Origin of the sequence: Streptomyces mayonensis, from assembly GCF_018982965.1 — a bacterium.
In the GTDB taxonomy this organism is placed as follows: domain Bacteria; phylum Actinomycetota; class Actinomycetes; order Streptomycetales; family Streptomycetaceae; genus Streptomyces; species Streptomyces mayonensis.
Genome location: NZ_JACBYP010000003.1, coordinates 78,457 through 103,497 on the forward strand (window position 1 = coordinate 78,457; position 25,041 = coordinate 103,497).

Genomic DNA, 25,041 nt, shown 5'->3' on the forward strand with positions numbered 1-25,041 from the left:
TCCGTACCCCGCGCCCTGCTCAGCTCCGTCGTGCTGCCCGCGTGTCGCCGTACAGCTCTCCGTACGACGGCCACGTTCCGCCCGGCCCGTCCACCGGAGCGGCGGCCCGGACCGCCCGGACGATCGCGCGCGTCACCACGTCCGCGCCCGCCGCCAGCACCTCGTTCAGGGCGAGCGGCTGCCCCGTGTCGAGCGGCCGGTCCCCGGTGGCCAGGGCGAACACCGTGTCGCCGTCGCTGAGCAGATGCACCGGCCGTACGGCGCGTGCGATGCCGTCGTGCGCCGTGCCGGCCAGCTTCTGCGCCTGCGCCTTGGACAGGTCCGCGTCGGTGGCGACCACCGCGAGCGTCGTGTTCAGCGGCGGCGGCGTGTTCCTCCCAGCCACCTCGGCCAGCCGCGCCTGCGCTGCCGCGTGGACGTCCGGCGCCGGATACGCCGCGCGCCCGCCCCGGAACAACTCCCCGTACAGCGCCCCCGTCTCCGGGTCCGTCACCGATCCCGCCGCGTTGGCCACCACCAGCGCCGCCACCGTGATCCCCGAGTCCAGCACGGTGCTCGCGGTGCCGACCCCGCCCTTCAGCGTGCCGACCACCGCTCCCGTGCCCGCCCCGACACAGCCCTCGGCCACCGGCCTGCCCGGCGGGCTCGCGTGGGCCGCCTGCGCCGCCGCGTATCCGGTGGCCGCGTCCGGCCTGGCCCGGAAGTCGCCCCCGCGGCCGAGGTCGAAGACGCAGGCCGCGGGCACCACCGGCACCACGTGCGCGGGGTCCGGACCCACGCGCACTCCGCGTCCCCGTTCCTCCAGCCAGGCCATCACGCCCGAGGCCGAGTCCAGCCCGTAGGCACTGCCGCCGGTCAGCACGACCGCCTGGACCCGCTGCACCAGGTTGCGGGGATCGAGCGCGTCGGTCTCCTTGGTGCCGGGGCCGCCGCCGCGCACGTCGACGGCCGCGACCGCCCCGGCCTCCGGCGCGAGCACCACCGTGGTCCCCGTGAGCCATCCGTCACCGGCCCGCGTCGCATGCCCCACCAGCACACCGCCGACGTCCGTCAATCCGTCAACTGTCATGAGGCCAGTGTGGTGCAGGAAGGGGTGCCGGAAGTGGTTCAGGTGGTGGCGCGGGAAGGGGTGCCGGAAGCGGTTCAGGTGGTGGTGCCGGAAGCGTCCCGTGACGTGTGCCGCGCGGTCAGCGCCACTCCCGCCGCCACTGCCAGGGCCAGCACCAGCCCCGCCACGAGCACCCCCGGGTCGCCGAGGAAGGTGCAGCAGAGCACCAGCAGCGCGGCCGTCGGCAGTACGACCTGCTCGGCGACGCCCACCTTGAAGTGCCGCGCGTGGAGCGCCCAGACCGTGATCAGGAAAACCGCCGTCGGCAGGGTCACCGCCGAGGTGGCCGCGAGCGTCGAGATGTGCGCCTTGCCCACGGCCTGCTCCACCGCCACCTCGAGTCCCGCTCCGATCGCGGCCGCCGAGGCGAACACCAGGTAGTGGCCGTAACCCCACAGGAAGCCCTGGCGGTTGGACCGCAGGTGGCCGTGGACGGGCACCACGAAGTAGATCCACCAGGCGGCGAAGACGATCAGCAGTCCGCCGGCGGCGATCGGGAGCAGTTCGCCCAGCGCGTCGTGTTCGTCGATGCCCGACTTGACCGCCACCGTGGCCGCGGCGATGGTCTCGCCGAGCACGATGATCGTGAGCAGCCCGTACCGCTCGGAGATGTGGTGTGCGTGCCAGGACGACTGGTGCTCGCGCTCGGCGAACGCCGGCACACACAGCTCCAGCACCACCATCGCCAGGAACAGCCAGCCTCGGCCACCCTCCGGAAGGAGCAGCAGGCCGAGCCAGCCGACCTGGCAGACCAGCAGGCCCCCCGCGTATCTCAGGGCCATGGTGCGCTCCGCCGTCTCCTCGGCCGAACGTGCCGCTCTGAGCCACTGCACCGACATGGCGAGGCGCATGATCACGTAGCCGAGCACCACGGCCACCCAGTCGTCGTCCTCGAAGGCCCGGGAGACCCCGGCCGCGAGAACGAGCACCCCGGCGATCTGCACCAGGGTGACGACCCGGTAGAGCACGTCGTCGTTGTCGTAGGCCGAGGCGAACCAGGCGAAGTTCAACCAGGCCCACCAGATGGCGAAGAAGACCATGGCGTAGTGGAGAACGCCCTCACCGGCATGGCCCTCGGCCACGGCGTGCACCAGCTGCACGCCAGCCTGGGCGACGGCCACGACGAAGCACAGGTCGAAGAAGAGCTCCAGCGGCGTGGCGACCCGGTGCCGCTCGTGCCGGTCGCGGGCCTTCAGCCTGCGCACCGGGGCCTGGTCGTCGGACGGCGGCACGGCGTGCGTGCCCGCCGGTGACGGACCGGAGCCTGGCGGACCGGGGGAGGACGGGCTACTGGACATCATGGCTCCCAGCACAGCAGAGAACGGTGCGGATGTGCATGCGGACGGGGCCCGAGAGCAGGAGCGGGCCCGAGCACGGGGCGGGCCCGGACGTACGGGCCGGCGGGCCAGGGGGCGGGCCGTACCCTGGAGGCATGAGCAGCACCCCCGAGTCCGAGCCCCGCGCGCCCAGGCCGGCGCTGGTCTTCGACGACCCGCTGGACCAGCAGACCTCGGACGACACCGACCGCGGCTGGGGCGAGCGGTCCGAGGGCGACGGCGCGGCCGACCTGAAGCGCTTCCTCGACGAGAAGCCGCCCCACCACCTCTGAGCGACGGCGGGCAGTGCACCGGGGAGTGCACACCCCGCGGGCGGTCCGGCTACGAGCGGCCGGAACCCTCGCCGGGTCCGCCGGAACCCGAGCCGGGCTGGTCGGGACCCGGGTCCGGCTGGTCGGATCCGGTGGCCGGGAGGCCGGGCGCCGCCCCGGACGCGGCACCGCGCTGCGCGATCAGCGTGTCGCGGATCTCCTTGAGGACCTCCAGCTCGGAGACCTCGATGACCTCCTCGGTCCCTTCCTTCGCCTTGCGCCGGGCCTCCTGGCGGGCCAGGTACTTGGCCATGGGCAGCACCATCAGGAAGTAGACGACGGCCGCGGTGATCAGGAACGAGAGGGTGGCGCCCAGCACCGAGCCCCACGCGATGCGCACGCCCGTCGCGGTCTCGCCGGTGCCGGTGCACGGGCCCTTCAGACAGGAGCTGTAGCTGTCCAGGCTCTGCGTGCCGAGCGCCCCGACCACGGGGTTGATGACCCCCTCCACCACCGAGTTGACGATCTTGGTGAAGGCGGCGCCGATGACGACTGCCACCGCCAGGTCGATGACGTTTCCGCGCATCAGGAAGGCTTTGAAGCCGTCCCAGATGCTCGGCTCGCTCTTCTCGCTCACGGTGGGAGCACTCCTCGCTTGAACAGGTGTAGGTACCAAACGCTCCGCAACCTACGACAGCCGTGGGCCGTCCTGTCCAATCCGATCCCTCGAACGAGGGACTTGACAGGCTCAGCACAGGGTCACCGCCAGCCGTGCCGTGGTAGCCGCGTCCACCAACCGGTGGGCCGTCCCGCGCGGCACGGAGACCACCACCAGAGCCCCGTCCGCCGCCGCTCCCGCCACGGGCTCGGGCACCTCCGCCACCCGCGCCCCGCGGGCGACCACCGTCGCACCGTCCGCGTCGCTGTCCGCACCGCTGTCCGAGCCGCCGGTCGTGCCGCCGTGCCCGGTCGCGACCACGTCGATCCGGTCGCCCGGCCCGAGCAGCCGCACCGCGTCCGCGTCCGCGATCCGCACCGGCGCCGACACGAGCCGGGTGTCCTCCCGCTCCCGCACCGGCTCGGCGACCGGATGTCCCCGGGCCCGCCGGGTGTCCGGTCCGCCGGTATCCGGATGCGGGCCCGCCGCCACCAGCGCCGCCGCGGTGACCACCAGCCCGGCGGCCAGCGCCCGCCGTCGGTGCCGTACGAGCCGGTGCAGCGGGCCGTGTCCGCCACGTACCCGCACCGGGGGGAAGTGGGGAACCTCACAGGTGGGCGGCGTCTCGCTGCCGGTCGGCAGCAGCAGGAGGGACGGCGCGGGGGAGACGTGGGGAACGGCGACGGCGGAACGGGACATGAGGGAGCACCACCTGTGCGGACTGGGACGGGCCGTGTCGTGGGACCGGCTTGCGCTCCCACGATGAGGCTTTTCGCCGAAGCCTGCCGAAGCCCGTGGACCACTGCCCGCTTGTGGACAACTCCGTCACCCGAACAGGACGTTCCGCTACGGCAGTCCGTCACGGCAGTCAGCTACGGCAGTCCGTCACGGCAGTCCGCCGGGGCAGTCCGTCACGGCAGTGCACTACGGCAGTCCGCCGGGGCAGCGCGATCCCCCGGACTACGGCAGCGTGATGCCCGGGTCCGTCCCGCCCAGTGCCGAGCCGCACCCGCAGTCCCGCTCGCCCGACGCCGGCAGCGCGGCCACCGTGTCGAACAGGACGCCCCGCAGCCGGTCCACGTTCGCCGCGAACACCCGCAGCACCTCCTCGTGCGAGACCCCCTCCCCGGTCTCCGCGCCGGCGTCCAGGTCGGTCACGAGGGTCAGCGAGGTGTAGCAGAGCTCCAGCTCACGGGCGAGTGCCGCCTCGGGGTGCCCGGTCATGCCGACCACCGACCAGCCCTGGGCCCGGTGCCACTGGGACTCCGCGCGGGTGCCGAACCGCGGCCCCTCGACCACGACCAGGGTGCCGCCGTCGACGGCCTCCCACTCCTGCCCCCGGGCCGCCTTCAGCGCGGCGGACCGTCCGGTGGGGCAGTACGGGTCGGCCAGCGACACGTGCACCACGTTGGGCACCGTCCCGTCGGGTGTCGGCAGCCCGTCGAAGTAGGTCGACGGGCGCGAGCTGGTGCGGTCGACGAACTGGTCCGGCACCAGCAGCGTGCCCGGCCCGTACTCGGGACGCAGGCCGCCGACCGCGCACGGGCCGAGCACCTGGCGCACCCCGGCCGAGCGCAGCGCCCACAGGTTGGCGCGGTAGTTGATCCGGTGCGGCGGCAGATGGTGGGAGCGGCCGTGCCGGGGGAGGAAGGCGACCCGCCGGCCGGCGACCTCCCCGACGAAGAGGGAGTCGCTGGGCGGCCCGTAGGGGGTGTCCACCTCGACCTCGGTCACGTCGTCGAGGAACGAGTAGAAACCGGAGCCGCCGATCACGCCGATCTCGGCCCGCACGTTCTCCGCCCCCGCGTTCTCGGCCTTCACCTTGTTCGCCATGGCCCTGACCCTAACCGCCCCGCGAAACGCCGAGGACCCTGTCGCCGGACGACGACAGGGTCCCGTAAGAAATCGCGGAAAGGACGCGCAGGAAGACCGCGGGGAAAGGGCGCGCGGGAAGCGGGTCCTACGCGGCGGTGGTGCCGGCGGAGGAGCTGCCGGAGCCCGACGACGAACCGGAGCCCGAGGAGCTCGACGAGGACGACGAGGAGGAAGACGACGAAGACGAGCCGGAGCCCGAGCCCGAGTCCGAGGAGGACGAAGACGCGGAGGACGAACCGGACTTTGAACCCGACGACGAGGGCGAGCTGCTCGACGAGCTGCCACGGCTGTCGTTGCGGTAGAAGCCGGAACCCTTGAAGACGATGCCGACGGCCGAGAACACCTTCTTCAGGCGGCCCTGGCAGTTGGGGCACTCGGTGAGGGCGTCGTCGGTGAACTTCTGCACCGCCTCGAGGCCCTCGCCGCACTCGGTGCACTGGTACTGGTACGTCGGCACTGTACTTCCTCCTGGCACTCTCACTCGATGAGTGCTAACGACGGTCCATAGTGACCTATTCCGCGGGATCAGTCCACTGCGACGGCCGCGCGGTGACCGACACCACGTGCGACCGTACGGCTGTGGGGCGGGGCCGCCAGCCGCGAGCGCAGCGCCACCAGGACCGCCAGCGCGAGCACCGTGCCGCCCATCGGCACCAGGAAGCCCGCCCCCTCCCGGAACCGGTCCTCCAGCTGGCCGGAGACCGTCACGGCCGCCGCCTGGCCGAGTGCGACGGCGCCGGTCAGCCAGGTGAAGGCCTCGGTGCGGGCGCCCGCCGGGACCAGGCCCTCGACCAGCGTGTAGCCGGTGACGATGGCGGGTGCGACGCACATGCCGACGAGCAGGCCGAGGCCGGCCAGCACGAGCACCGAGTGCGCCGCCCACAGGCCGGACGCGGTCAGCGCGAGGGCGGTGTAGCCGACGAGGAGGCGCCGCTGCGGGGCCACCTTCCAGGCGACGGCCCCGCAGACCAGGCCGGAGATCATGTTGCCCGCGGCGAAGACGCCGTACAGGACGCCGTTCAGACCGGGTTCGCCGATCGACTCGGTGAACGCCGCCAGCGACACCTGCATGCCGCCGAAGACGGAACCGACGCCCAGGAAGACGGCGATCAGGACGCGCACCCCGGGGACGCGCAGCGCGGAAACGTGCTCCACGCGCGCGTGCCCGCCGTCGGCCCCGCCGGCGGCACCGGAGGCGCTGACGGCGGGCTGGGTGCTCTTCTGCGCGGCGAAGAGCAGACCGCCCACCAGGGTGAGCGCGGCCTCCGCGACCAGGCCCGCGGCCGGGTCGACGGCCGTGCACAGCGCGGTCGCCAGCAGCGGGCCGAGGACGAAGGTCAGCTCGTCGGTGACGGACTCGAAGGCGGCGGCCGTGCCCATCAGGGGCGATTCCCCCAGCTTCACGCCCCAGCGGGCACGCACCATGGGGCCGATCTGCGGCACCGAGGCGCCGGTGGGCACGGCCGCCGCGAACAGCAGCCACAGCGGGGCGTCCGCGAGCGCGAGTGCGGTCAGGGCCAGGCCGGACGCCGCGTGCACGAGGACACCCGGCAGCAGGACGGCGCGCTGTCCGTAGCGGTCGGCGAGCCGCCCGCTGTACGGGGCGAACAGGGCCATGGAGACGCCGGTGACGGCCGCGGCGGCGCCCGCGACGCCGTAGGAGCCGGTGGTGTGCTGCACGAGCAGCACGATGGACAGCGTCAGCATGGCGAACGGCTGGCGTGCCGCGAAGCCGGGGAGCAGGAACGTCCAGGCGCCGCGGGTGCGCAGCAGTTGCCCGTACCCGGGGCGCGAAGGGGCGCGCGACGTTCCCGAATGGGTCTGCGACGTTCCCGACTGGGACTGTGACGGTCCCGACCGGGACTGTGACGTGCGCGACGTGGTGTGCGAAGGAGTGACCGTGGGTTCCACGGCCCGTGCCTTTCTGCCGCCTGGTGACGCGGTCCGTCTCGCGGCTGTTCGCCGTGCGGGAGCGCCGAGAGCTGTCCTCTTGCGCGGACTGCGGTAGATACCGGGGCCCGGGCGCGGGAGTGCGCCAGGAGGAGGGCGTTCCGGCCGCCATACGGTCGCGCCAGCCCTGCATCAGGCAGAGTTGGATCGATCAGGTGCCGCACTCATCGTACGCCCGGGTGCCGCTTCGCCCGCACGCCGAGCTGCCGGACTCCGTCACACCGCCCCCAGCACCGGCGCGTCTCGTCGCCCCCTCTCACCGCCCCCCGTTGCCGCCCGTGCCCAGCCAGCCGGCCAGCTTGCCGCCGTGGCCGACCGCGCGCAGCCGCGCCTCGGCGGCGTCGCGGACGGGGTCGGTGGCGACGACGAGGAGTTCGTCACCGCGCCGCAGCCCCGTCGTCGGCAGCGGCACGAAGGACGTCCCGTCGCGCACGACCAGCGTGACGGCGGCCCCGGTCGGCAGCCGCAGCTCGCTGACCTCGACGCCGTGCATCTTCGAGCCCTGCGGGATCGTCACGGACAGCAGGTGCCCGCGCAGCCGCTCCAGGGGCGCCGACTCGATGCCGAGGTCGGCGGCCTCCTCCCCCTTGCCCAGGCGCAGCTTGCGGGCCAGCCACGGCAGGGTCGGGCCCTGCACCAGGGTGTAGACGACGACCAGGACGAAGACGATGTTGAAGAGCCGGCGGCTGCCCGTGACGCCCTCCACCATGGGGATGGTGGCCAGGATGATGGGCACCGCGCCGCGCAGCCCCGCCCAGGACATCAGCGCCTGCTCCTGCCACGGCACCCGGAAGGGCGTCAGGGACAGCACGACGCTCAGCGGACGCGCCACCATGGTGAGCACCAGCCCGATGACCAGGGCGGGCAGGATGTCGTCGCCCAGTTCGTGCGGGGTCACCAGCAGGCCCAGCAGCACGAACATGCCGATCTGCGCGAGCCAGCCGAGCCCGTCGGCGAACCCGCGGGTGGCGGGCCAGTGCGGCAGCCGGGCGTTGCCCATGACCATCGAGGCGAGGTAGACGGCGAGGAAGCCGCTGCCGTGGGCCATGGCGCCGGCCGCGTAGGCCGTGACGGCGATGGACAGGACGGCGATGGGGTAGAGGCCGGACGCGGGCAGGGCCACGTGCCGCAGGCCCCAGGAGCCCAGCCAGCCCACCGCGAGCCCGATGGCCGCGCCGATGGCCAGCTCCAGGGCGATCTCGCCGAGGAGCACGTACCAGTGCTCGATCGGACCGGCCGTCGAGAAGGCGACCACGAGGATGACCACGGGGGCGTCGTTGAAGCCGGACTCGGCCTCCAGCGTGCCCGTTATCCGCTTGGGCAGCGGGATCCGGCGCAGCACGGAGAAGACGGCCGCGGCGTCCGTGGAGGACACCACCGCCCCGATGATCAGTGCCTGCCGCCACTCCAGCCCCGTCAGGTAGTGCGCGCCCGTCGCGGTCACGCCGACGCTGACCGCGACGCCGGCCAGGGCCAGCGTGGAGGCGGCCGGCAGGGCCGGTTTCGCCTCCTTCCACTTCGTGCCGAGGCCGCCCTCGGCCAGGATCACGACCAGGGCGGCGTAGCCGATGACCTGGACCAGTTCGGCGTTGTCGAACTTGATGTCGCCGATGCCGTCCTGGCCCATGGCGACACCGATGGCCAGGTAGACGAGCAGGCTGGGGAGCCCGCTGCGCGAGGAGATCCGGACCGCCGCGACGGCGATGAGCAGGACGAGCGAGCAGACGAGCAGGAGCTGGTTGAGGTGGTGGACAGTCAGCGGCCGTTCCCTTCCCTGGCGCACAGCACGGATCCGGCGCGCCTCACGGCGCGGGCGAACGCGCCCGCGCCGTGAGGCGGAGTGCACTTCCCCCCGTGGCGCACGAACCCTGGCGCACGAAGTACACCAACCTGGCGCACGAAGTACACCAACCCCATGGCACGCGAAGCCGCCGTGCTCGCGGACAACTACTTCGTTACCTTACCTAACTCTTGACGCGTTCTTGACGGCACTCTTGGCAAGATCGAACGCTCGTGCGTGCCCGTACCCGACTCCGCGTCAAGGGGGAGCCGGGGCTGCGCCTAGAGTTGCTCCAGCGTTCGGCGCTCAGCGCCCCCGCCCCGGTACGAAGCACAGCCCGCCCCTGCCGCTCGTGTTAGGACAGCAAGGACAGCGATGCCCCCCAACAACACCGCCTCCACGGGTCAGCAGCCCGGCACGTCCGGCAGGAAGAAGGGGCGCAAGGGCCGCCTGCTCGTCATCGTGCTGGTCCTGGCCGTCATCGGCGGCCTGGTCTACGGGGCGTACTGGTCCATCAGCACCGTCCGTGCGTCCTTCCCGCAGACCAAGGGCTCGATCACGCTGGACGGCCTGTCGGGTCCGGTGGACGTCAAGCGCGACGGGTACGGCATTCCGCAGATCTACGCCTCCTCCGAGGACGACCTGTTCATGGCGCAGGGCTACGTCCAGGCGCAGGACCGGTTCTACGAGATGGACGTACGGCGCCACATGACCGCCGGTCGCCTGTCGGAGATGTTCGGCAAGGACCAGGTCGACAACGACGAGTTCCTGCGCACCCTGGGCTGGCACCGGGTGGCGAAGAAGGAGTACGACGAAACGCTGTCGGACTCCACGAAGAAGTACCTCCAGGCGTACGCCAAGGGCGTCAACGCCTACCTGGAGGGCAAGGACGGCGCGGACATCTCGCTGGAGTACGCCGCCCTCGGCTTCACCAACGACTACGAGCCCCAGGAGTGGACGCCGGTCGACTCGCTGGCCTGGCTCAAGGCGATGGCCTGGGACCTGCGCGGCAACATGCAGGACGAGGTCGACCGCGCCCTGATGACCAGCCGCCTCGGCCCCAAGCAGATCGCCGACCTCTACCCGGCGTACCCCTACGACCGGAACAAGGCGATCGTCCAGGAGGGCCAGTACGACGAACTGACCCAGACCTTCGACGCCGGCGGCTCCTCGGGCGGCGACTCCGGCACGGGCACGGGCACCGGTACGGACACGGGGGCCGGCACCGGTACGGGCACCGGCACCGGGGCGGGCAGCGCTCTCGAGGGCCAACTCGCAGGCCTCCAGAACGTCCTGGACGACGTCCCCACCGCCGTCGGCGTGAACGGCAACGGCATCGGCTCCAACTCCTGGGTCGTCTCCGGCGAGCACACCATCACCGGCAAGCCGCTGCTGGCCAACGACCCGCACCTGTCGCCGTCGCTGCCGTCCGTCTGGTACCAGATGGGCCTGCACTGCCGGACCGTCTCCGACAAGTGCCGCTACGACGTCGCCGGCTACACCTTCGCGGGCATGCCCGGCGTGGTCGTCGGCCACAACCAGGAGATCGCCTGGGGCCTGACCAACTCCGGCGTCGACGTCACCGACCTCTACCTGGAGAAGATCACCGGCGAGGGCTACCAGTACGACGGCAAGGTGGTCCCCTTCGAGACGCGCGAGGAGACCATCAAGGTCGCCGGCGGCGACTCCAAGAAGATCGTCGTCCGCGAGACCAACAACGGCCCGCTGCTCTCGGACCGCGACGACGAACTGGTGAAGACCGGCAAGAAGGCCACCGTCGAGACCGCCGCCCCCGACCGCGGCGACGGATACGGCGTCGCGCTGCGCTGGACCGCCCTGGAGGCGGGCACCACCATGGACGCCGTCTTCGCGATCGACCGCGCCAAGAACTGGTCCGACTTCCGCGAGGCGGCCACGCTGTTCGACGTGCCCTCGCAGAACCTGGTCTACGCCGACAGCGAGCACATCGGCTACACCCTGCCCGGGAAGATCCCGGTGCGCGCCGAGGGCCACGACGGCTCGGTTCCCGCGCCCGGCTGGGACCCGAAGTTCCGCTGGACCGGCGAGTACATCGACCAGGACGAGCTGCCCCACGAGTACGACCCGGAGCGCGGCTACATCGTGACCGCCAACCAGGCCGTCGTCGACGAGGACAGCTACCCGTACACGCTGACCACCGACTGGGGTTACGGCACCCGCAGCCAGCGCATCACCTCCCTGATCGAGCAGAAGATCAAGGACGGCGGCAAGATCTCCACCGACGACATGCGGCAGATGCAGCTGGACAACAGCAGCGAGATGGCGAAGCTGCTCGTGCCGCAGCTGCTGAAGATCGACGTCGCCGACAAGGACGTCCGCGAGGCGCAGAAGCTGCTGGAGGGCTGGGACTACACCCAGGACGCCGACTCGGCCGCCGCCGCGTACTTCAACGCCGTCTGGCGCAACGTCCTCAAGCTCGCCTTCGGCAACAAGCTGCCCAAGGAACTGCGGGTCAAGGGCCAGTGCCTGTGGGTGGACCCGGTCAGCACCACCGGCCCCGCGGACGAGACGAACAAGGTCTACGAGTGCGGCCAGCGCGACGCCGACCAGGCGCAGCCGGACGGCGGCGACCGCTGGTTCGAGGTGGTCCGCAGCCTGCTGGACGACCCGAAGAGCGAGTGGTGGAGCACGCCCGACTACGGGGCCCGCAAGGGTGCCGAGAAGAACCGGGACGACCTGTTCAAGCGCGCCATGGTCGACGCCCGCTGGGAGCTGACCGCCAAGCTCGGCAAGGACATCGACTCCTGGAACTGGGGCCGGCTGCACCGCCTGTTCCTGAAGAACCAGACCCTGGGCACCGAGGGCCCCGGCTTCCTCAAGTACGCGCTCAACCGCGGCCCGTGGAAGCTCAGCGGCGGCGAGGCCGCGGTCAACGCCTCCGGCTGGAACGCGGCCGGCGGCTACGGGGTGATCTGGGTGCCGTCCATGCGGATGGTGGTCAACCTCGGCGACCTCGACAAGTCCCGGTGGATCAACCTCACCGGGGCCTCCGGACACGCCTACAGCGCCCACTACACCGACCAGACGGACAAGTGGGCCAAGGGGGAACTGCTGCCGTGGTCCTTCTCCAAGAAGGCGGTCGACGAGAGCACGAGCGACACGCTGGTGCTCAAGCCGTAGCGGGCACCCGCTGATCCCCGGAACGGCCTCCACGCGCGCGTGGAGGCCGTTCCGCGTGTCCTGAGAAGCTGTTTTCAAGCCCTCCCGTCCGTGAGTGCTCGGTACCCTGGAACCGGCAGGGCTCTGGGGCAAGTTGGCCGCGGTCAACTTGAGAACGATCAGGTTCCGGACGTCTTCGGTGGAAACCGGGTGGCGTTGCCGGTCAGGATCGCGGCTCCTGCCCCTCCCGTCACACCAGTCTCAGCGCTTCCGTTCGGGGAGCGGTCACTGAGGCCGCTCCCCGAACGATTACACAAAGCGGCCATTCAGGACTCACCTCGTGTGACCTGCGGGTTCAGGGATCGAAAACAGCTTCTGAGCCCGTGTCGCGCGTCCCGACCCCATCGGCCGGCGTCGGCCGGCGTCGGCCGGCGTCCGCCGTGCGTCAGCGGAACCGGCGCACCCCGGTGGGGGTCACCACCGCGTCCACCGGCCGGTCGTGCGCCTCGGCCGGGACGCGCGCGACCACCTCCCGGTCGTAGAGCAGCACCAGCAGGGCGGGCCGCGCGGAGGCGCGCTCCAGGCGCGCCAGCACCCGGTCGTAGGAGCCGCCGCCGCGCCCCAGCCGCAGCCCGCGCCCGTCCACGGCCAGCCCCGGCAGCAGCACCACGTCCGCCGCCGTCACCGCGTCCGGCCCCAGCCGCTCGCCGGAGGGCTCGTGCAGCTCCATCCGCGCACCGTGCCGCACGCGCGCGAGGGACCCCGTTCCGGTGTACTCGCCCCAGTCCAGGTCGTTGTCCGCCAGCAGGGCGGGCAGCAGTACCCGCACCCCCCGCGCGCGCAGCGCGTCGAGCAGCGCGAGGGTGCCCGGTTCGGCGCCCACCGAGACGTAGGCCGCCACGGCGTGCGCCCCCGCGACCTCCGGCAGGCCGAGCGCGTGCCGGGCCAGCGCGTCCGCCGCTTGCCGCACGTCAGCCGCCGTGAGCCGGTTCCGCGCGGCGAGGAGGTCCCGCCTCAGGGCGCGCTTGCCGGGGCCGTTCGCAGGGTCGATGTGAGGCAATGGTCACTCCCGTACCGCTCTATTCTGCTCATATGAGCGCCGGGGCTCCGGCGTCACAGATTCTCCCTATAGGCACCGGATATGGTGGCGCGCATGACTCAGTCCCACCCCAGGATCAGCAAGGCTGTCATCCCCGCGGCCGGGCTCGGCACCCGGTTCCTGCCGGCCACCAAGGCCACTCCGAAGGAGATGCTGCCGGTCGTCGACAAGCCGGCGATCCAGTACGTGGTCGAAGAGGCCGTCACCGCCGGCCTCGGTGACGTCCTGATGGTCACCGGCCGCAACAAGCGCCCGCTCGAGGACCACTTCGACCGCAACTACGAACTGGAGTCCGCCCTCCAGAAGAAGGGCGACGCGAGCCGGCTGGCCAAGGTCCAGGAGTCCAGCGACCTCGCGATGATGCACTACGTCCGCCAGGGCGACCCCAAGGGCCTCGGCCACGCCGTGCTCTGCGCCGCCCCGCACGTCGGCGACGAGCCCTTCGCGGTCCTGCTCGGCGACGACCTGATCGACCCCCGCGACCCGCTGCTCCAGCGCATGATCGAGGTCCAGGCGCAGTACGGCGGCAGCGTGATCGCCCTCATGGAGGTCGCGCCGGAGCAGATCCACCTCTACGGCTGCGCCGCCGTGGAGAGCACCGGGGACAGCGACGTCGTGAAGGTCGGCGGGCTGGTGGAGAAGCCGGAGGCGGCCGACGCGCCGTCGAACTACGCGATCATCGGCCGCTACGTCCTGGACCCGCACGTCTTCGACATACTCCGCAAGACCGAGCCCGGCCGCGGCGGCGAGATCCAGCTGACCGACGCCCTGCAGCAGCTCGCCGAGGACGAGTCCGTGGGCGGCCCGGTGCACGGCGTGGTCTTCAAGGGCCGCCGCTACGACACCGGCGACCGCGGCGACTACCTGCGTGCCATCGTCCGACTCGCATGCGAACGTGAGGACCTGGGCCCGGACTTCCGGACCTGGCTCCGCAGTTACGTAGCCGAGGAGATGTAAGGACGTTGAGCAGCAGCGCGCACCGTGCCACCGGCCACGACCACACCACCGCGGCCCCGGGCCCGGACCGGCTGTGGTCGGTGCAGGACCACCTGGACGACGTCCTCGCCGCCGTCCGGCCCCTGGACCCCATCGAGCTGAACCTGCTCGACGCCCAGGGCTGCGTCCTGGTCGACGACGTCACGGTGCCGCTCTCCCTGCCGCCCTTCGACAACAGCTCCATGGACGGGTACGCGGTGCGGGTCACCGACGTGGCGGGCGCCAGCGAGGAGTTCCCCGCCGTCCTGGAGGTCGTCGGAGACGTCGCCGCAGGCCAGGCCGAACCGGTCGCCGTGGGCCCCGGCCAGGCCGCCCGCATCATGACCGGCGCCCCGCTCCCGCCCGGCGCCGAGACGGTCGTCCCCGTCGAGTGGACCGACGGCGGGCTCGGCGAGGGCCCCGTGGCCGGAATGCGCGCCCGCAGCCTGGCCCCCGAGGGCGCCGCGGGCCACGTCCACGTGTACCGCCCGGCCGAGACCCGCGCGCACGTCCGCGCCAAGGGCAGCGACGTCCGCGCCGGCGACCGCGCCCTGGAGGCCGGTACCGTCCTCGGCCCGCCGCAGATCGGCCTGCTCGCCGCGATCGGCCGCGGCACGGTCCGGGTACGCCCGCGCCCGCGCGTGGTGGTGCTCTCCACCGGCAGCGAACTCGTCCAGCCCGACGAGCAGCTGGCGTCCGGTCAGATCTACGACTCCAACAGCTTCGCCCTCACCGCGGCCGCCCGCGACGCCGGTGCCATCGCCTACCGCGTGGGCGCCGTCGCCGACGACGCCGAGAACCTGCGGGCCACCATCGAGGACCAGCTCGTGCGCGCCGACCTGATGGTCACCACGGGCGGCGTGAGCGTCGGGGCGTACGACGTGGTCAAGGAGGCGCTGGCGCACGTCGGCGACGAGGACGAGCCGGGCAGCGGCGTGGACTTCCGCAAGCTCGCCATGCAGCCCGGCAAGCCCCAGGGCTTCGGCTCCATCGGCCCCGACCACACCCCGCTGCTCGCCCTGCCGGGCAACCCGGTCTCCTCGTACGTCTCCTTCGAGCTGTTCGTGCGCCCCGCGATCCGCACCCTCATGGGCCTGCCCGAGGTGCACCGCCCGACGGTCACCGCGACCCTGGCCGCCGACAAGGCGCTCACCTCCCCGAAGGGGCGCCGGCAGTTCCTGCGCGGCACCTGCGCCGACGGGACGGTCGCCCCGGTCGGCGGTTCCGGCTCCCACCTGGTGGCCGCGCTCGCGCACGCGGACGCGCTGATCGTCGTCCCCGAGGACACCGAGTCCGTCGAGCCCGGCGCCGAGGTCGAGGTGGTCCTGCTCGGCTGACCGGGGGCGATTGGCGGTAGCGTGTCGCGCACAGCAGGCCCACGCGCCGTACCGCGCCGGGCCAGGACCGGGAGCGCCGCACGAGCATGAGTACGCAGGACCGACCGCCGGGCAGCGGGCAGGACCCGCAGGACCGGCTGACGCACATCGACGAGGCGGGCGCCGCCCGGATGGTCGACGTGTCCGGCAAGGACGTGACCGCACGCACCGCCCGCGCCAGTGGACGCGTCCTCGTCGCGCCCCGCGTGATCGAGCTGCTGCGCGGCGAGGGCGTACCCAAGGGCGACGCCCTGGCCACGGCCCGGATCGCGGGCATCATGGGCGCCAAACGCACCCCCGACCTGATCCCCCTGTGCCACCCGTTGTCGGTGTCCGGTGTGAAACTGGACCTGTCGGTCGCGGACGACGCCGTGGAGATCACCGCCACGGTGAAGACGACGGATCGCACGGGCGTCGAGATGGAGGCGCTGACCGCGGTCTCCGTCGCCGCGCTCACCGTGGTCGACATGGTCAAGGCGGTCGACAAGGGGGCGGTCATCACGGACGTGCGGGTGGAGCAGAAGACGGGCGGCAAGTCCGGCGACTGGAACCGGTCGTGACCACGGCCCACGGAACCCCGGACGCCCAACCGGTCGTGACCACGGCCCACGGAACCCCGGACGCCCGGCTCGCGCCCTACCGTGCCCTGGTCGTCACGGCGTCCAACCGCGCCGCCGCCGGTGTCTACGAGGACAAGGGCGGCCCGCTGATCGCCGAGGGCCTGCGCCGCTTCGGCTTCGCCGTCGACGGCCCGCGGGTCGTCCCCGACGGCGGCCCCGTCGAGGCCGCCCTGCGCGAGGGCGCCGACGCGGGGTACGACGTGATCGTCACGACCGGCGGCACCGGCATCTCACCCACCGACCGCACCCCCGAGGCGACCCGGGCGGTGATCGACTACGAGGTCCCGGGCATCGCGGAGGCCGTCCGGGCGTACGGCCGGGACAAGGTGCCGACCGCGGTGCTCTCCAGAGGACTGGCGGGAGTGGCGAGGCGGACGCTGATCATCAATCTGCCGGGCTCCTCAGGCGGGGTGAAGGACGGCCTCGCCGTGCTGGAACCGCTGCTGACGCACGCCGCGGACCAGCTCCGCGGGGGCGACCACCCGAGATCCGCCACCGGTGGGGGTGCGAGCTGAACAGCCCATCCTGGCCCGCCGAGCTGAGGGACGGCGACATCGTCCTGAGGCCGATAAGACTGCGTGACCAGCGGGCCTGGCGCGAGGTCAACCGGCGCAACCGCGACTGGCTCCGCCCGTGGGAGGCCACCATCCCGCCGCCCGGACCCGGCGGACCGGTCACGCACCGGCCGACCTACCGCCAGATGGTGCGGCACCTGCGTTCGGAGGCCCACGCCGGCCGGATGCTGCCGTTCGTCATCGAGTACCACGGGCGCCTGGTGGGTCAGTTGACGGTGGCCGGCATCACCTGGGGCTCGATGTGCTCCGGCCACGTCGGGTATTGGGTGGACGAGGCGGTGGCCGGGCGCGGTGTGATGCCGACGGGCGTGGCCCTCGCCGTGGACCACTGTTTCCGCACCGTCGGACTGCACCGCGTCGAGGTCTGCATTCGCCCCGAGAACGCGCCCAGCCGACGGGTCGTGGAGAAACTCGGATTCCGCGAGGAGGGGCTCAGGCCCCGTTATCTCCACATCGACGGGGCCTGGCGCGACCATCTCGTCTTCGCCCTCACCGCGGAAGAGGTCCCGGAGGGCCTGCTGCGCCGCTGGCACCGGTCACGGAACCGGAGCACGCCGAACGCGGGCAATGCGGGTAATTGAATAAACGTTCGAAATTGATCGGGTCGCGACCACCTCGAAGCGGATATTTTCGCGATCTGGGTGATCGGCTGATCGGATCGGTCACAAGAAAAGTTCGAAATATCAGCCAGATCGTGCGACACACCGGCTCAATTGGCGGATGGCCCCACGCAAACCCCTCTACCGTGTGAGGCGTGAGCAGCAGCGGCCTCATCTACGCAGTCATCGTCGGGGCCTGGGCCGCCTACTTGGTGCCGATGTGGCTCCGTAGGCAGGACGAGCTGAACGAAGCCCGTCCCACGGAACGCTTCAGTACCGCCATCCGGCTGCTGTCCGGACGGGCGGGCATGGAGCGCCGGTACGCCAAGGACCTGCAGTCGCGCCCCGCCGACGAGGCGGAGCCCGACGCCGACGCCCCGGACGCCGTCACCGACTCGGTGGACGTCCGGGCCTTCGCCGTGTCCCGGACCCGACGGCACACCCCGCCGGCCGCCCCGCAGCACGCCGCGGAGCGGTCCGCAAGCGCGCGCCCCGAGCCGGGCGGCCCGCAGGACGGCCCGCATGACGGCCGCAGATCCGCGCCCGCTCCGGCGACCGCCCGCCCCGCATCCGACGCCGCACCGGCACCGGAGCGGGAGAGGGAGCGAGAGAGGGAGCGGGTGCCGCAGGCCCGGCGTGCACCCGTCTCGCCGGCGGCGGCCGCGGCGCGGGCCCGGCGCACCAAGGTCCTCGCGCGCCGCCGGCGTACGACTGTGATGCTGTTCCTGGCCTTCACGCTCGGCTCGGTCGTCGCCGCGGTCGGCGGCCTCGCGTTCCTGTGGGCGCCCGGCGTGCCCGCCGTCCTGCTCAGCGCCTACATCGCCTATCTGCGTGCGCAGGAGCGCCGCCGGTTCGCCTTCCAGATGGACCGCCGCCAGGCCGAGGCCGCCGCACAGCGGCTGCGCGCCCGCGACCCCCGGCCGCGCCGGCGCGCGCCCGCCGACCCCACCGCCGCCGTCGGCGACGGTGACGCCGAGGAACCGGACGACGGCCCCGACGCCGAGCCCGACGCCGGACTCTCCGCCCTCGCCGCGGACCGGCGTGCCCTGGTCGAGCAGACCGACCACGCCGAGTGGGTCGACCAGCAGCGCGAACGCCGCGGCCGCCCGCAGGGCGACAGCTGGGACCCGGTCCCGGTGCCGCTGCCCACCTACGTGACCGCACCGGTCGCCCCCCGCGCCACGCCGGACGTGGACCTCGCGGCGCCCGACGCCTGGAGCTCGGCCCGCTCCAGCGCCGTCGCCCCCGGCCGGGAGGAGGCTGCCGCCCCGGACCACTCCGCCGCCCCGGCGGCCCCCGCCGAGGACCGTCCGGAGGCACCGGCCCGCAGCGACGCCCGGCGCGCCGCCTCCGCACGCCGGGCCCGGGAGCGCGGCCGTACCCCCCTCTTCGACCAGTACGAGGACGGCGACCGCCCCCGCGCGGCCAACGAGTAGTCCCCGCCGGGGCCGCCCCGGGAGCGGCCCCGGAAGTGATTTTTGAGCAGGCCCGTCGGGGTGCTAAAGTTTCACTCGTTGCAAGGGCCTGTGGCGCAGTCCGGTAGCGCACCTCGTTCGCATCGAGGGGGCCAGGGGTTCAAATCCCCTCAGGTCCACGCACATTGTCGAAGGTCCCGTCCGATCGTCACGATCGGACGGGACCTTCGACGTTTCGCGGGACCTTCGTCGTTCTGCGGCCGTTCGTGGTTTCCCGGGCCGTTGGCGCGGGCCGGGGTGCACGTGTGACCGGGCGGCCGCGCGACCACCCCGCCCGACGGGCCCCGGCCCGCGGGCGGCTACGGGACCGGGACCTGGAGGGCCTTCGCGTAGCAGAGGCTGTCCTCGTGGAAGCGGTAGTAGCCGAACTTGCCGCACGGCTCGTAGCCGCTGGAGGTGTACAGGGCCACGGCCTCCGGCTGCTTGGTGCCGGTCTCCAGGACCATCCGGGTCCGGCCCGCCGCCCGGGCGTCGTCCTCCAGGGCGGCCAGGATGCGGCGGGCCAGCCCGCGGCCGCGCACCTGCTCTATGACGAACATCCGCTTGAGCTCGGCGTCCCCGTCGAGGTTCCCCTCGTCGTTGGCGTCCTGGCGGCGCCAGCCGCCCGAGGCGACCGGGACCCCGTTGTCGTCGTAGGCGACGAGGTACAGGCCGTTCGGCGGCGCGAAGTCCGACGGGTCCAGCTGCGTGGCGTCGCCGCCGTCGCCGTAGCGGAGGTCGTACTCGGCCTGGACCTCGTTGCTGAGTTTCACGGCGTCGGGGTGGTCGAAGGGGACCCGGCGAATGTTCATGCTACCTACCGTAAATCGATGCGGGACACCCGGGATCGGGGCTGATCGGGGCTGATCGGGGCACCGTCCAGTGTGCCGGTATCGTGCCGGGATGTTCACCGTGACCTCCGTCAACGTCAATGGCCTGCGCGCCGCCGCGAAGAAGGGCTTCGTCGAGTGGCTCGCCGGCACCTCCGCCGACGTGCTGTGCCTCCAGGAGGTGCGGGCCGAACCCGGGCAGCTCCCCGAGCACGTGCGCACCCCGGACGGCTGGCACGTCACGCACGCTCCCGCCGCCGCCAAGGGCCGCGCCGGCGTCTCCCTCTACACCCGCCGCGAGCCCGACGCCGTACGGGTCGGCTTCGGCTCGGCCGAGTTCGACACCGGCGGCCGCTACGTCGAGGCCGACCTGCCCGGTGTGACGGTCGCCTCCCTCTACCTCCCCTCCGGCGAGGTCGGCACCGAACGCCAGGAGGAGAAGGTCCGCTTCATGGGGGAGTTCCTCGCCCACCTCAAGGGCCTGCGCGAGCGCGCCGCCGCCGAGGGGCGCGAGGTCGTCGTCTGCGGCGACTGGAACATCGCCCACCGCGAGGCCGACCTGAAGAACTGGCGGGCCAACAAGAAGAACTCCGGCTTCCTGCCGGAGGAGCGGGAGTGGCTGAGCAGGGTCCTCGACCCGGCCGAGGGCGGCTACGTCGACGTGGTGCGGACGCTGCACCCGGACGTCGAGGGACCGTACTCGTGGTGGTCGTACCGGGGGCGGGCCTTCGACAACGACGCGGGCTGGCGCATCGACTACCACGTGGCGACGCCCGGGCTGGCGGCCAGGGCGGTCAAGGGGCACGTGGAGCGGGCCGCCACCCACGCCGAACGCTGGTCGGACCACGCGCCGGTCACGGTGGTCTACGACCGCTGACGCGAGCGCCCCGCCCCGGGTCCACGAGCGCTGACGCTCACCGAGGGCCCGGGGCGGGCTTCTGTATCCGCCGGTCCAGGGCCAGGGACAGTTCCGCCTCCACCACGCTGCGGGCCAGCGGGCGCAGGCGCTGGAGTTCCTGCTCGGGGGCGTGGCGCAGGATCAGGTCGGCGAAGAGGGCGGCGAGGGCGTCGGCGTGTTCGCGGACGCGGTCGCCGGCCCGGAGGACCTCGCCGAGCGGGATGCCCTCGCGGACCAGCGCGGAGGACGCCTCGAGCAGGCGGTGGCTGATGTGGACGAAGTCGTCGCCGTCGGTGCCGAGGTAGCCCAGTTCCATCGCGGCCGCCAGGTTCTCCGGGGTGACCTCGCCCTCGAAGCGGGCGGCGAGTTCCTCGGGGGTGAGGCGGACCGGGGTCTCCTCGGTCGGTTCGCCGAGGCCGAGCAGGTCGCCGACGTCGCGGCCGTGGTCGAAGGCGTCGGCGAGTTCCGCGATGCCGTTCAGCGTGTGGCCGCGGTCCAGCAGCGCCGCGATCGTGCGCAGGCGGGCCAGGTGGTGGTCGTCGTACCAGGCGATGCGGCCCTCGCGGCGGGGTGGCGGGATCAGCTTGCGTTCGCGGTAGAAGCGCACGGTGCGCACTGTGATGCCGGCCAGCCGGGCCAGTTCCTCCATGCGGTACTCACGGTGGTGTTCACGCTTCTCGGTCACGTGCACGACCCTATGGCGTACCGCCGGTAACATTCTTCCGCCCAACCCCTACCCACGAGTACGCGACTGCTCTACGCTCCCATTGCGCCAGTAATCACTGGCGGAGTTCTAGGCGACGCGTGGAGGCTTCGGGATGGCCGAGCACGAGCAGGTTCAAGAACACGAGCGGGTTCAAGAACATGTGCGGGTGGCGGTGATCGGGTCCGGCTTCGGCGGGCTGGGGGCCGCCGTGCGGCTGCGGCGCGAGGGGATCACCGACTTCGTCGTCCTGGAGCGGTCGGACAGCGTCGGCGGCACCTGGCGGGACAACAGCTACCCGGGCTGCGCCTGCGACGTGCCGTCCCACCTGTACTCCTTCTCCTTCGCCCCCAACCCCGAGTGGCCGCGCACCTTCTCCGGCCAGGAGCACATCCGCGCCTACCTGGAGCACGTCACCGACACCTTCGGGCTGCGCCCCCACCTCCGCTTCGACTCGGAGGTGAAGCGGATGGCGTGGGACACCGAGCAGCTGCGGTGGGAGATCGAGACCGTGCGCGGCACGCTCACCGCCGACGTCGTCGTCTCCGCCACCGGGCCGCTGTCCGACCCAAGGGTCCCGGACATCCCCGGGCTCGACTCCTTCCCCGGCAAGGTCTTCCACTCCGCCCGCTGGGACCACGACTACGACCTCACCGGCAAGCGCGTCGCCGTGATCGGCACCGGCGCCTCCGCCATCCAGATCGTGCCGTCGATCCAGCCGAAGGCCGGCCGCCTCACCCTCTTCCAGCGCACCCCGGCCTGGGTGATGCCCCGCATGGACCGGCCGATCAGCGGCGCCGAACGGGCCCTGCACCGGGCGCTGCCCGTCACCACCAAGCTGCGCCGCGGACTGCTCTGGGGCATCCGGGAACTCCAGGTGCAGGCCTTCACCAAGCACCCGGACGAACTGGGCTTCGTCGAGCAGATCGCCAAGCGCAACATGGGTGCCGCCATCAAGGACCCGGCCCTGCGGGCCAAGCTCACCCCCGACTACCGCATCGGCTGCAAGCGGATCCTGCTGTCCAGCACCTACTACCCGGCGCTCGCCAGGCCCAACGTGGACGTGGTCGCCGCCGGACTCAGCGAGGTGCGCGGGTCGACCCTCGTCGCCGCCGACGGCACCGAGGCCGAGGCCGACGCGATCGTCTTCGGCACCGGCTTCCACGTCACCGACATGCCCATCGCCGAGCGCGTCGTGGGCGAGGACGGGCGGACTCTTGCCGAGACCTGGAAGGGCGGCATGGAGGCGCTGCGCGGCAGCACGGCGGCCGGCTTCCCCAACTTCGTGACGGTCATCGGGCCCAACACCGGCCTCGGGAACTCGTCCATGATCCTGATGATCGAGTCCCAGCTGAACTACCTGGCGGACTACCTGCGCCAGCTGAACGTCCTGGGCGGCCGCACCGCCCTCGCCCCCCGCCCCGCCGCCGTGCGCAACTGGAACCACCGCGTGCAGGAGCGCATGAAGCGCACGGTGTGGAACACCGGCGGCTGCACCAGCTGGTACCTGGACGCGAGCGGCCGCAACACCACCGTCTGGCCGGGCACGACCGCCGAGTTCCGGCGCGCGACGCGCCGCGTGGACCTCGCGGAGTACGAGGTGCTGCGCCCGGCCCGCGAGAACACCGGGAAGAACACAGGGGAGAACACCGGGGAGAACCCCGCGAAGGGCGCGGCGAAGACCCCGGCGAGGGCCGCCGGTGCGGACGCCGAGGTGAGCGCGTGAGCCGCCTGCCGCACGTCGCCGACGGGCCGTACGCCCCGCCCGTCCCCGCCCACGAACTGACCGTCACCTCGGCCGACGGCGCCCGCCTCCACGTCGAGGTGCACGGCCCCGAGAACGCGCCCGCGGTCGTCCTCTCGCACGGCTGGTGCTGTTCCACCGCCTTCTGGGCGGCGCAGGTCCGCGAACTGGCCGCCGACCACCGGGTCGTCGCCTACGACCAGCGCGGCCACGGCCGCAGCCCCGCCAACCCGGCGTACGGCACCGAGCCGCTCGCCGACGACCTGGAAGCCGTCCTGAAGGCCACCCTCGCCCCGGGCGAACAGGCCGTGCTCGCCGGACACTCCATGGGCGGCATGACGATGATGGCCGCCGCCACCCGCCCGGCGGTGCGCGAGCACGCGGCGGCCGTCCTGCTCTGCAGCACCGGCAGCGCGCGGCTGGTGCCGTCCGCCACCGTGCTGCCGCTCGGGGAGGGCCGGGTGCGGACCTGGCTGACCCGGCGCGTCCTCGGCTCCCGGGCACCGCTCGGGCCGGTCACGCCCCTCGCCCGCAGGATCCTCAAGTACGCCACGATGGGCCCCGGTTCGGCCCCGGACATGGTGGAGGCCTGCGCCCGGATCGTGCACGCCTGTCCGCGCCGGGTGCGGCACGGCTGGTCGCACGTGCTCGACCTGCTCGACCTCGACCACGGAGTACGGGAGTTGCGGATGCCGGTGGAGGTCGTCGTCGGTACGGCGGACCGGCTGACGCCGCCCGTGCACGCCCGCGCGCTGGCCACGGCACTGCCCGACTGCGTGGGCCTCACCGAACTCCCGGGCCTCGGCCACATGACGCCCGTCGAGGCACCGGAGCTGGTCACCGGGAAGATACGGACCCTGGCCGCCGACCACATACCCGGCGCCCGCCGGAAGCGTGCAGTCCCCGCCGACGGACACGCCGCGGTCCCCGCCGACGGACGCGCCGCCGAACACGCCGACGGACACACCGCCGTCCCCGCCGACGGACGCGCCGCCGGCCACACCGCCGTACAGACCGCCGTACAGACCGAGGAGAGCGCATGAGCAGGGTGAGTCTTCAGGGGCGGGTCGCCGTCGTCACCGGAGCGGCGCGCGGTGTCGGGGAGTTGCTGGCCCGCAAGCTGTCCGCGCGCGGGGTGAAGGTGGCGCTGGTCGGCCTGGAGCCCGACGAACTGGAGCAGGTCGCCGCCCGGTTGCACGGGGAGAACGGGCACTGGCACGCCGACGTCACCGACCACGAGGCGATGGCCCGGGTGGCGGCGGAGGTCAAGGAACGCTTCGGCCGCATCGACATCGTCGTCGCCAACGCCGGTGTCGCCACCGGCGGTCCCTTCGTCGACTCCGACCCCGAGTCCTGGCGGCGGGTGATCGAGGTCAACCTGATCGGCTCGGCGGTGACCGCCCGCGCCTTCCTGCCCGCGCTGCTGGAAACCCGCGGGTACCTGCTCCAGATCGCGTCCCTCGCCGCCCTCACCCCCGCGCCGATGATGTCCGCCTACTGCGCCTCCAAGTCCGGCGTCGAGGCGTACGCGCACAGCCTGCGCGGCGAGGTCGGCCACCGGGGCGTGAAGGTCGGCGTCGGCTACCTGTCCTGGACCGACACCGACATGGTGCGCGGCGCCGACCAGGACGACGTGATGCGGGAGATGCGGCAGCGGCTGCCCTGGCCGTGCAACAAGACCTACCCGCTGGGCCCGGCGGTCGAGCGGCTCGTCGACGGCATCGAGCGCCGCTCGGCGCACGTCTACGGCCAGTGGTGGCTGCGCGGCATGCAGGGCGTGCGCGGCGCTCTGCCGGCCATCGTCGGCACCGGCGGGCAGCGCGAGATGCGGCGCTTCGGTGACCGGCTCGAAGGCCGCCGGATCGGTCTGGTCGGCGCGGGCGGCGCGGCCGACGAACAGCGCCGGAAGGGCGCCGGCGGGCAAGACCCGGCAAGCGCCGGGGAACAGAGCCGGGCAGGCGCCGGCGAACAGGGCCGGAAGGGTGCGACTACGATCCGTAAGTGATCGACATGCGCACGGTCACCGCTCGTGTGAATCTGATCGGGCACCCGGCCGATCCGGTCGGGCCCG

General features: G+C 72.6%; 22 protein-coding genes, 1 tRNA gene and 1 pseudogene. 13 read left to right on the forward strand and 11 right to left on the reverse strand.

Features of this window, described 5'->3' with window-relative positions:
- Positions 1-19: 19 nt before the first annotated feature.
- Together HZS56_RS01795 and HZS56_RS01800 are read right to left on the reverse strand one after the other, a co-directional pair.
- Positions 20-1,069, reverse strand: coding sequence for a P1 family peptidase (locus HZS56_RS01795; RefSeq protein ID WP_216718849.1), 1,050 nt, complete (start codon positions 1,067-1,069; stop codon positions 20-22).
- A 74-nt stretch (positions 1,070-1,143) separates the two neighbouring features.
- A complete protein-coding gene (locus tag HZS56_RS01800; RefSeq protein ID WP_216718850.1) occupies positions 1,144-2,409 on the reverse strand; it encodes a low temperature requirement protein A in 1,266 nt (421 codons plus the stop codon).
- A gap of 131 nt (positions 2,410-2,540) precedes the next feature.
- Here HZS56_RS01800 and HZS56_RS01805 point away from each other — a divergent pair, with 131 nt between their 5' ends.
- The gene (locus HZS56_RS01805) at positions 2,541-2,717 is read left to right on the forward strand and encodes a hypothetical protein (protein WP_216718851.1); all 177 of its coding nucleotides are present in this window, start codon (positions 2,541-2,543) and stop codon (positions 2,715-2,717) included.
- Between the two features lie 49 nt (positions 2,718-2,766).
- On the opposite strand, the gene mscL is transcribed toward HZS56_RS01805, so the two are convergent.
- The 6 genes from mscL to HZS56_RS01835 form a co-directional block, all read right to left on the reverse strand.
- A complete protein-coding gene (gene mscL / locus HZS56_RS01810; protein WP_216718852.1) occupies positions 2,767-3,333 on the reverse strand; it encodes a large conductance mechanosensitive channel protein MscL in 567 nt (188 codons plus the stop codon).
- Between the two features lie 111 nt (positions 3,334-3,444).
- Entirely contained in the window at positions 3,445-4,053 is a 609-nt protein-coding gene (locus HZS56_RS01815) for a hypothetical protein (protein WP_253913561.1), read from the reverse strand.
- 261 nt (positions 4,054-4,314) lie between these two features.
- Positions 4,315-5,187 carry an S-methyl-5'-thioadenosine phosphorylase gene (locus HZS56_RS01820; RefSeq protein ID WP_216718853.1) on the reverse strand — a complete coding sequence of 291 codons (873 nt, stop codon included), beginning with the start codon at positions 5,185-5,187 and terminating at the stop codon, positions 4,315-4,317.
- 127 nt (positions 5,188-5,314) lie between these two features.
- Positions 5,315-5,686: an FmdB family zinc ribbon protein gene (locus tag HZS56_RS01825; RefSeq protein WP_216718854.1), complete on the reverse strand. Its 372-nt coding sequence runs from the start codon at positions 5,684-5,686 to the stop codon at positions 5,315-5,317.
- A gap of 68 nt (positions 5,687-5,754) precedes the next feature.
- A complete protein-coding gene (locus HZS56_RS01830) occupies positions 5,755-7,002 on the reverse strand; it encodes an MFS transporter (RefSeq protein WP_216718910.1) in 1,248 nt (415 codons plus the stop codon).
- 433 nt (positions 7,003-7,435) lie between these two features.
- Positions 7,436-8,962, reverse strand: coding sequence for a potassium/proton antiporter (locus HZS56_RS01835; protein WP_374201050.1), 1,527 nt, complete (start codon positions 8,960-8,962; stop codon positions 7,436-7,438).
- A 372-nt stretch (positions 8,963-9,334) separates the two neighbouring features.
- Between HZS56_RS01835 and HZS56_RS01840 the strand changes: the two genes are divergently transcribed.
- The gene (locus HZS56_RS01840) at positions 9,335-12,118 is read left to right on the forward strand and encodes a penicillin acylase family protein (RefSeq protein ID WP_216718855.1); all 2,784 of its coding nucleotides are present in this window, start codon (positions 9,335-9,337) and stop codon (positions 12,116-12,118) included.
- A 424-nt stretch (positions 12,119-12,542) separates the two neighbouring features.
- Here the strand turns inward: HZS56_RS01840 and HZS56_RS01845 are convergent, their stop codons facing one another.
- Entirely contained in the window at positions 12,543-13,157 is a 615-nt protein-coding gene (locus HZS56_RS01845; protein WP_216718856.1) for a 5-formyltetrahydrofolate cyclo-ligase, read from the reverse strand.
- A 93-nt stretch (positions 13,158-13,250) separates the two neighbouring features.
- On the opposite strand from HZS56_RS01845, the gene galU reads away from it, so the two are divergent.
- The 7 genes from galU (at position 13,251) to HZS56_RS01880 (ending at position 18,935) form a co-directional block, all read left to right on the forward strand.
- Positions 13,251-14,153, forward strand: coding sequence for a UTP--glucose-1-phosphate uridylyltransferase GalU (gene galU / locus HZS56_RS01850; protein ID WP_216718857.1), 903 nt, complete (start codon positions 13,251-13,253; stop codon positions 14,151-14,153).
- A gap of 5 nt (positions 14,154-14,158) precedes the next feature.
- A complete protein-coding gene (gene glp / locus HZS56_RS01855; protein ID WP_374201051.1) occupies positions 14,159-15,508 on the forward strand; it encodes a molybdotransferase-like divisome protein Glp in 1,350 nt (449 codons plus the stop codon).
- Between the two features lie 86 nt (positions 15,509-15,594).
- Positions 15,595-16,107, forward strand: coding sequence for a cyclic pyranopterin monophosphate synthase MoaC (gene moaC / locus HZS56_RS01860; RefSeq protein WP_216718858.1), 513 nt, complete (start codon positions 15,595-15,597; stop codon positions 16,105-16,107).
- A 35-nt stretch (positions 16,108-16,142) separates the two neighbouring features.
- Positions 16,143-16,682 carry a MogA/MoaB family molybdenum cofactor biosynthesis protein gene (locus HZS56_RS01865; protein WP_216718913.1) on the forward strand — a complete coding sequence of 180 codons (540 nt, stop codon included), beginning with the start codon at positions 16,143-16,145 and terminating at the stop codon, positions 16,680-16,682.
- Entirely contained in the window at positions 16,679-17,323 is a 645-nt protein-coding gene (locus HZS56_RS01870) for a GNAT family N-acetyltransferase (protein ID WP_216718914.1), read from the forward strand. The genes HZS56_RS01865 and HZS56_RS01870 overlap by 4 nt, the downstream gene beginning before the upstream one ends.
- 173 nt (positions 17,324-17,496) lie before the next feature.
- The gene (gene sepX / locus HZS56_RS01875; RefSeq protein WP_216718859.1) at positions 17,497-18,777 is read left to right on the forward strand and encodes a divisome protein SepX/GlpR; all 1,281 of its coding nucleotides are present in this window, start codon (positions 17,497-17,499) and stop codon (positions 18,775-18,777) included.
- Between the two features lie 84 nt (positions 18,778-18,861).
- Positions 18,862-18,935: transfer RNA gene (locus HZS56_RS01880), tRNA-Ala, on the forward strand.
- 180 nt (positions 18,936-19,115) lie between these two features.
- Here HZS56_RS01880 and HZS56_RS01885 read toward each other — a convergent pair.
- Positions 19,116-19,607 (reverse strand): GNAT family N-acetyltransferase, encoded by a 492-nt coding sequence (locus HZS56_RS01885; protein ID WP_216718860.1) that lies wholly within the window; start codon positions 19,605-19,607, stop codon positions 19,116-19,118.
- Positions 19,608-19,698: 91 nt separating this feature from the next.
- Between HZS56_RS01885 and HZS56_RS01890 the strand changes: the two genes are divergently transcribed.
- Entirely contained in the window at positions 19,699-20,502 is an 804-nt protein-coding gene (locus HZS56_RS01890; protein WP_216718861.1) for an exodeoxyribonuclease III, read from the forward strand.
- 37 nt (positions 20,503-20,539) lie between these two features.
- Here HZS56_RS01890 and HZS56_RS01895 read toward each other — a convergent pair whose 3' ends face one another.
- Positions 20,540-21,208 (reverse strand): MerR family transcriptional regulator, encoded by a 669-nt coding sequence (locus HZS56_RS01895; protein ID WP_216718862.1) that lies wholly within the window; start codon positions 21,206-21,208, stop codon positions 20,540-20,542.
- 133 nt (positions 21,209-21,341) lie between these two features.
- Between HZS56_RS01895 and HZS56_RS01900 the strand changes: the two genes are divergently transcribed.
- The 3 genes and pseudogenes from HZS56_RS01900 to HZS56_RS01910 form a co-directional block, all read left to right on the forward strand.
- Positions 21,342-22,952, forward strand: a complete 1,611-nt coding sequence (locus HZS56_RS01900) for a flavin-containing monooxygenase (RefSeq protein WP_216718863.1) — start codon at positions 21,342-21,344, stop codon at positions 22,950-22,952.
- A complete protein-coding gene (locus tag HZS56_RS01905) occupies positions 22,949-24,013 on the forward strand; it encodes an alpha/beta fold hydrolase (protein ID WP_216718864.1) in 1,065 nt (354 codons plus the stop codon). The genes HZS56_RS01900 and HZS56_RS01905 overlap by 4 nt, the downstream gene beginning before the upstream one ends.
- Positions 24,010-24,876 (forward strand): annotated as a pseudogene (locus HZS56_RS01910) (SDR family oxidoreductase); the annotation flags it as partial. The gene HZS56_RS01905 and the pseudogene HZS56_RS01910, both read left to right, overlap by 4 nt.
- Between the last annotated feature and the right edge of the window lie 165 nt (positions 24,877-25,041).

Excerpts from the sequence above, each read along its gene's own strand:
- HZS56_RS01900 (WP_216718863.1), top strand. The coding sequence starts at position 21,342 with ATGGCCGAGCACGAGCAGGTTCAAGAACACGAGCGGGTTCAAGAACAT.
- HZS56_RS01805 (WP_216718851.1), top strand. The coding sequence starts at position 2,541 with ATGAGCAGCACCCCCGAGTCCGAGCCCCGCGCGCCCAGGCCGGCGCTG.
- HZS56_RS01795 (WP_216718849.1), bottom strand. The coding sequence starts at position 1,069 with ATGACAGTTGACGGATTGACGGACGTCGGCGGTGTGCTGGTGGGGCAT.
- HZS56_RS01885 (WP_216718860.1), bottom strand. The coding sequence starts at position 19,607 with ATGAACATTCGCCGGGTCCCCTTCGACCACCCCGACGCCGTGAAACTC.
- galU (WP_216718857.1), top strand. The coding sequence starts at position 13,251 with ATGACTCAGTCCCACCCCAGGATCAGCAAGGCTGTCATCCCCGCGGCC.
- HZS56_RS01800 (WP_216718850.1), bottom strand. The coding sequence starts at position 2,409 with ATGATGTCCAGTAGCCCGTCCTCCCCCGGTCCGCCAGGCTCCGGTCCG.
- HZS56_RS01840 (WP_216718855.1), top strand. The coding sequence starts at position 9,335 with ATGCCCCCCAACAACACCGCCTCCACGGGTCAGCAGCCCGGCACGTCC.
- HZS56_RS01815 (WP_253913561.1), bottom strand. The coding sequence starts at position 4,053 with ATGTCCCGTTCCGCCGTCGCCGTTCCCCACGTCTCCCCCGCGCCGTCC.
- HZS56_RS01820 (WP_216718853.1), bottom strand. The coding sequence starts at position 5,187 with ATGGCGAACAAGGTGAAGGCCGAGAACGCGGGGGCGGAGAACGTGCGG.
- HZS56_RS01890 (WP_216718861.1), top strand. The coding sequence starts at position 19,699 with ATGTTCACCGTGACCTCCGTCAACGTCAATGGCCTGCGCGCCGCCGCG.
- moaC (WP_216718858.1), top strand. The coding sequence starts at position 15,595 with ATGAGTACGCAGGACCGACCGCCGGGCAGCGGGCAGGACCCGCAGGAC.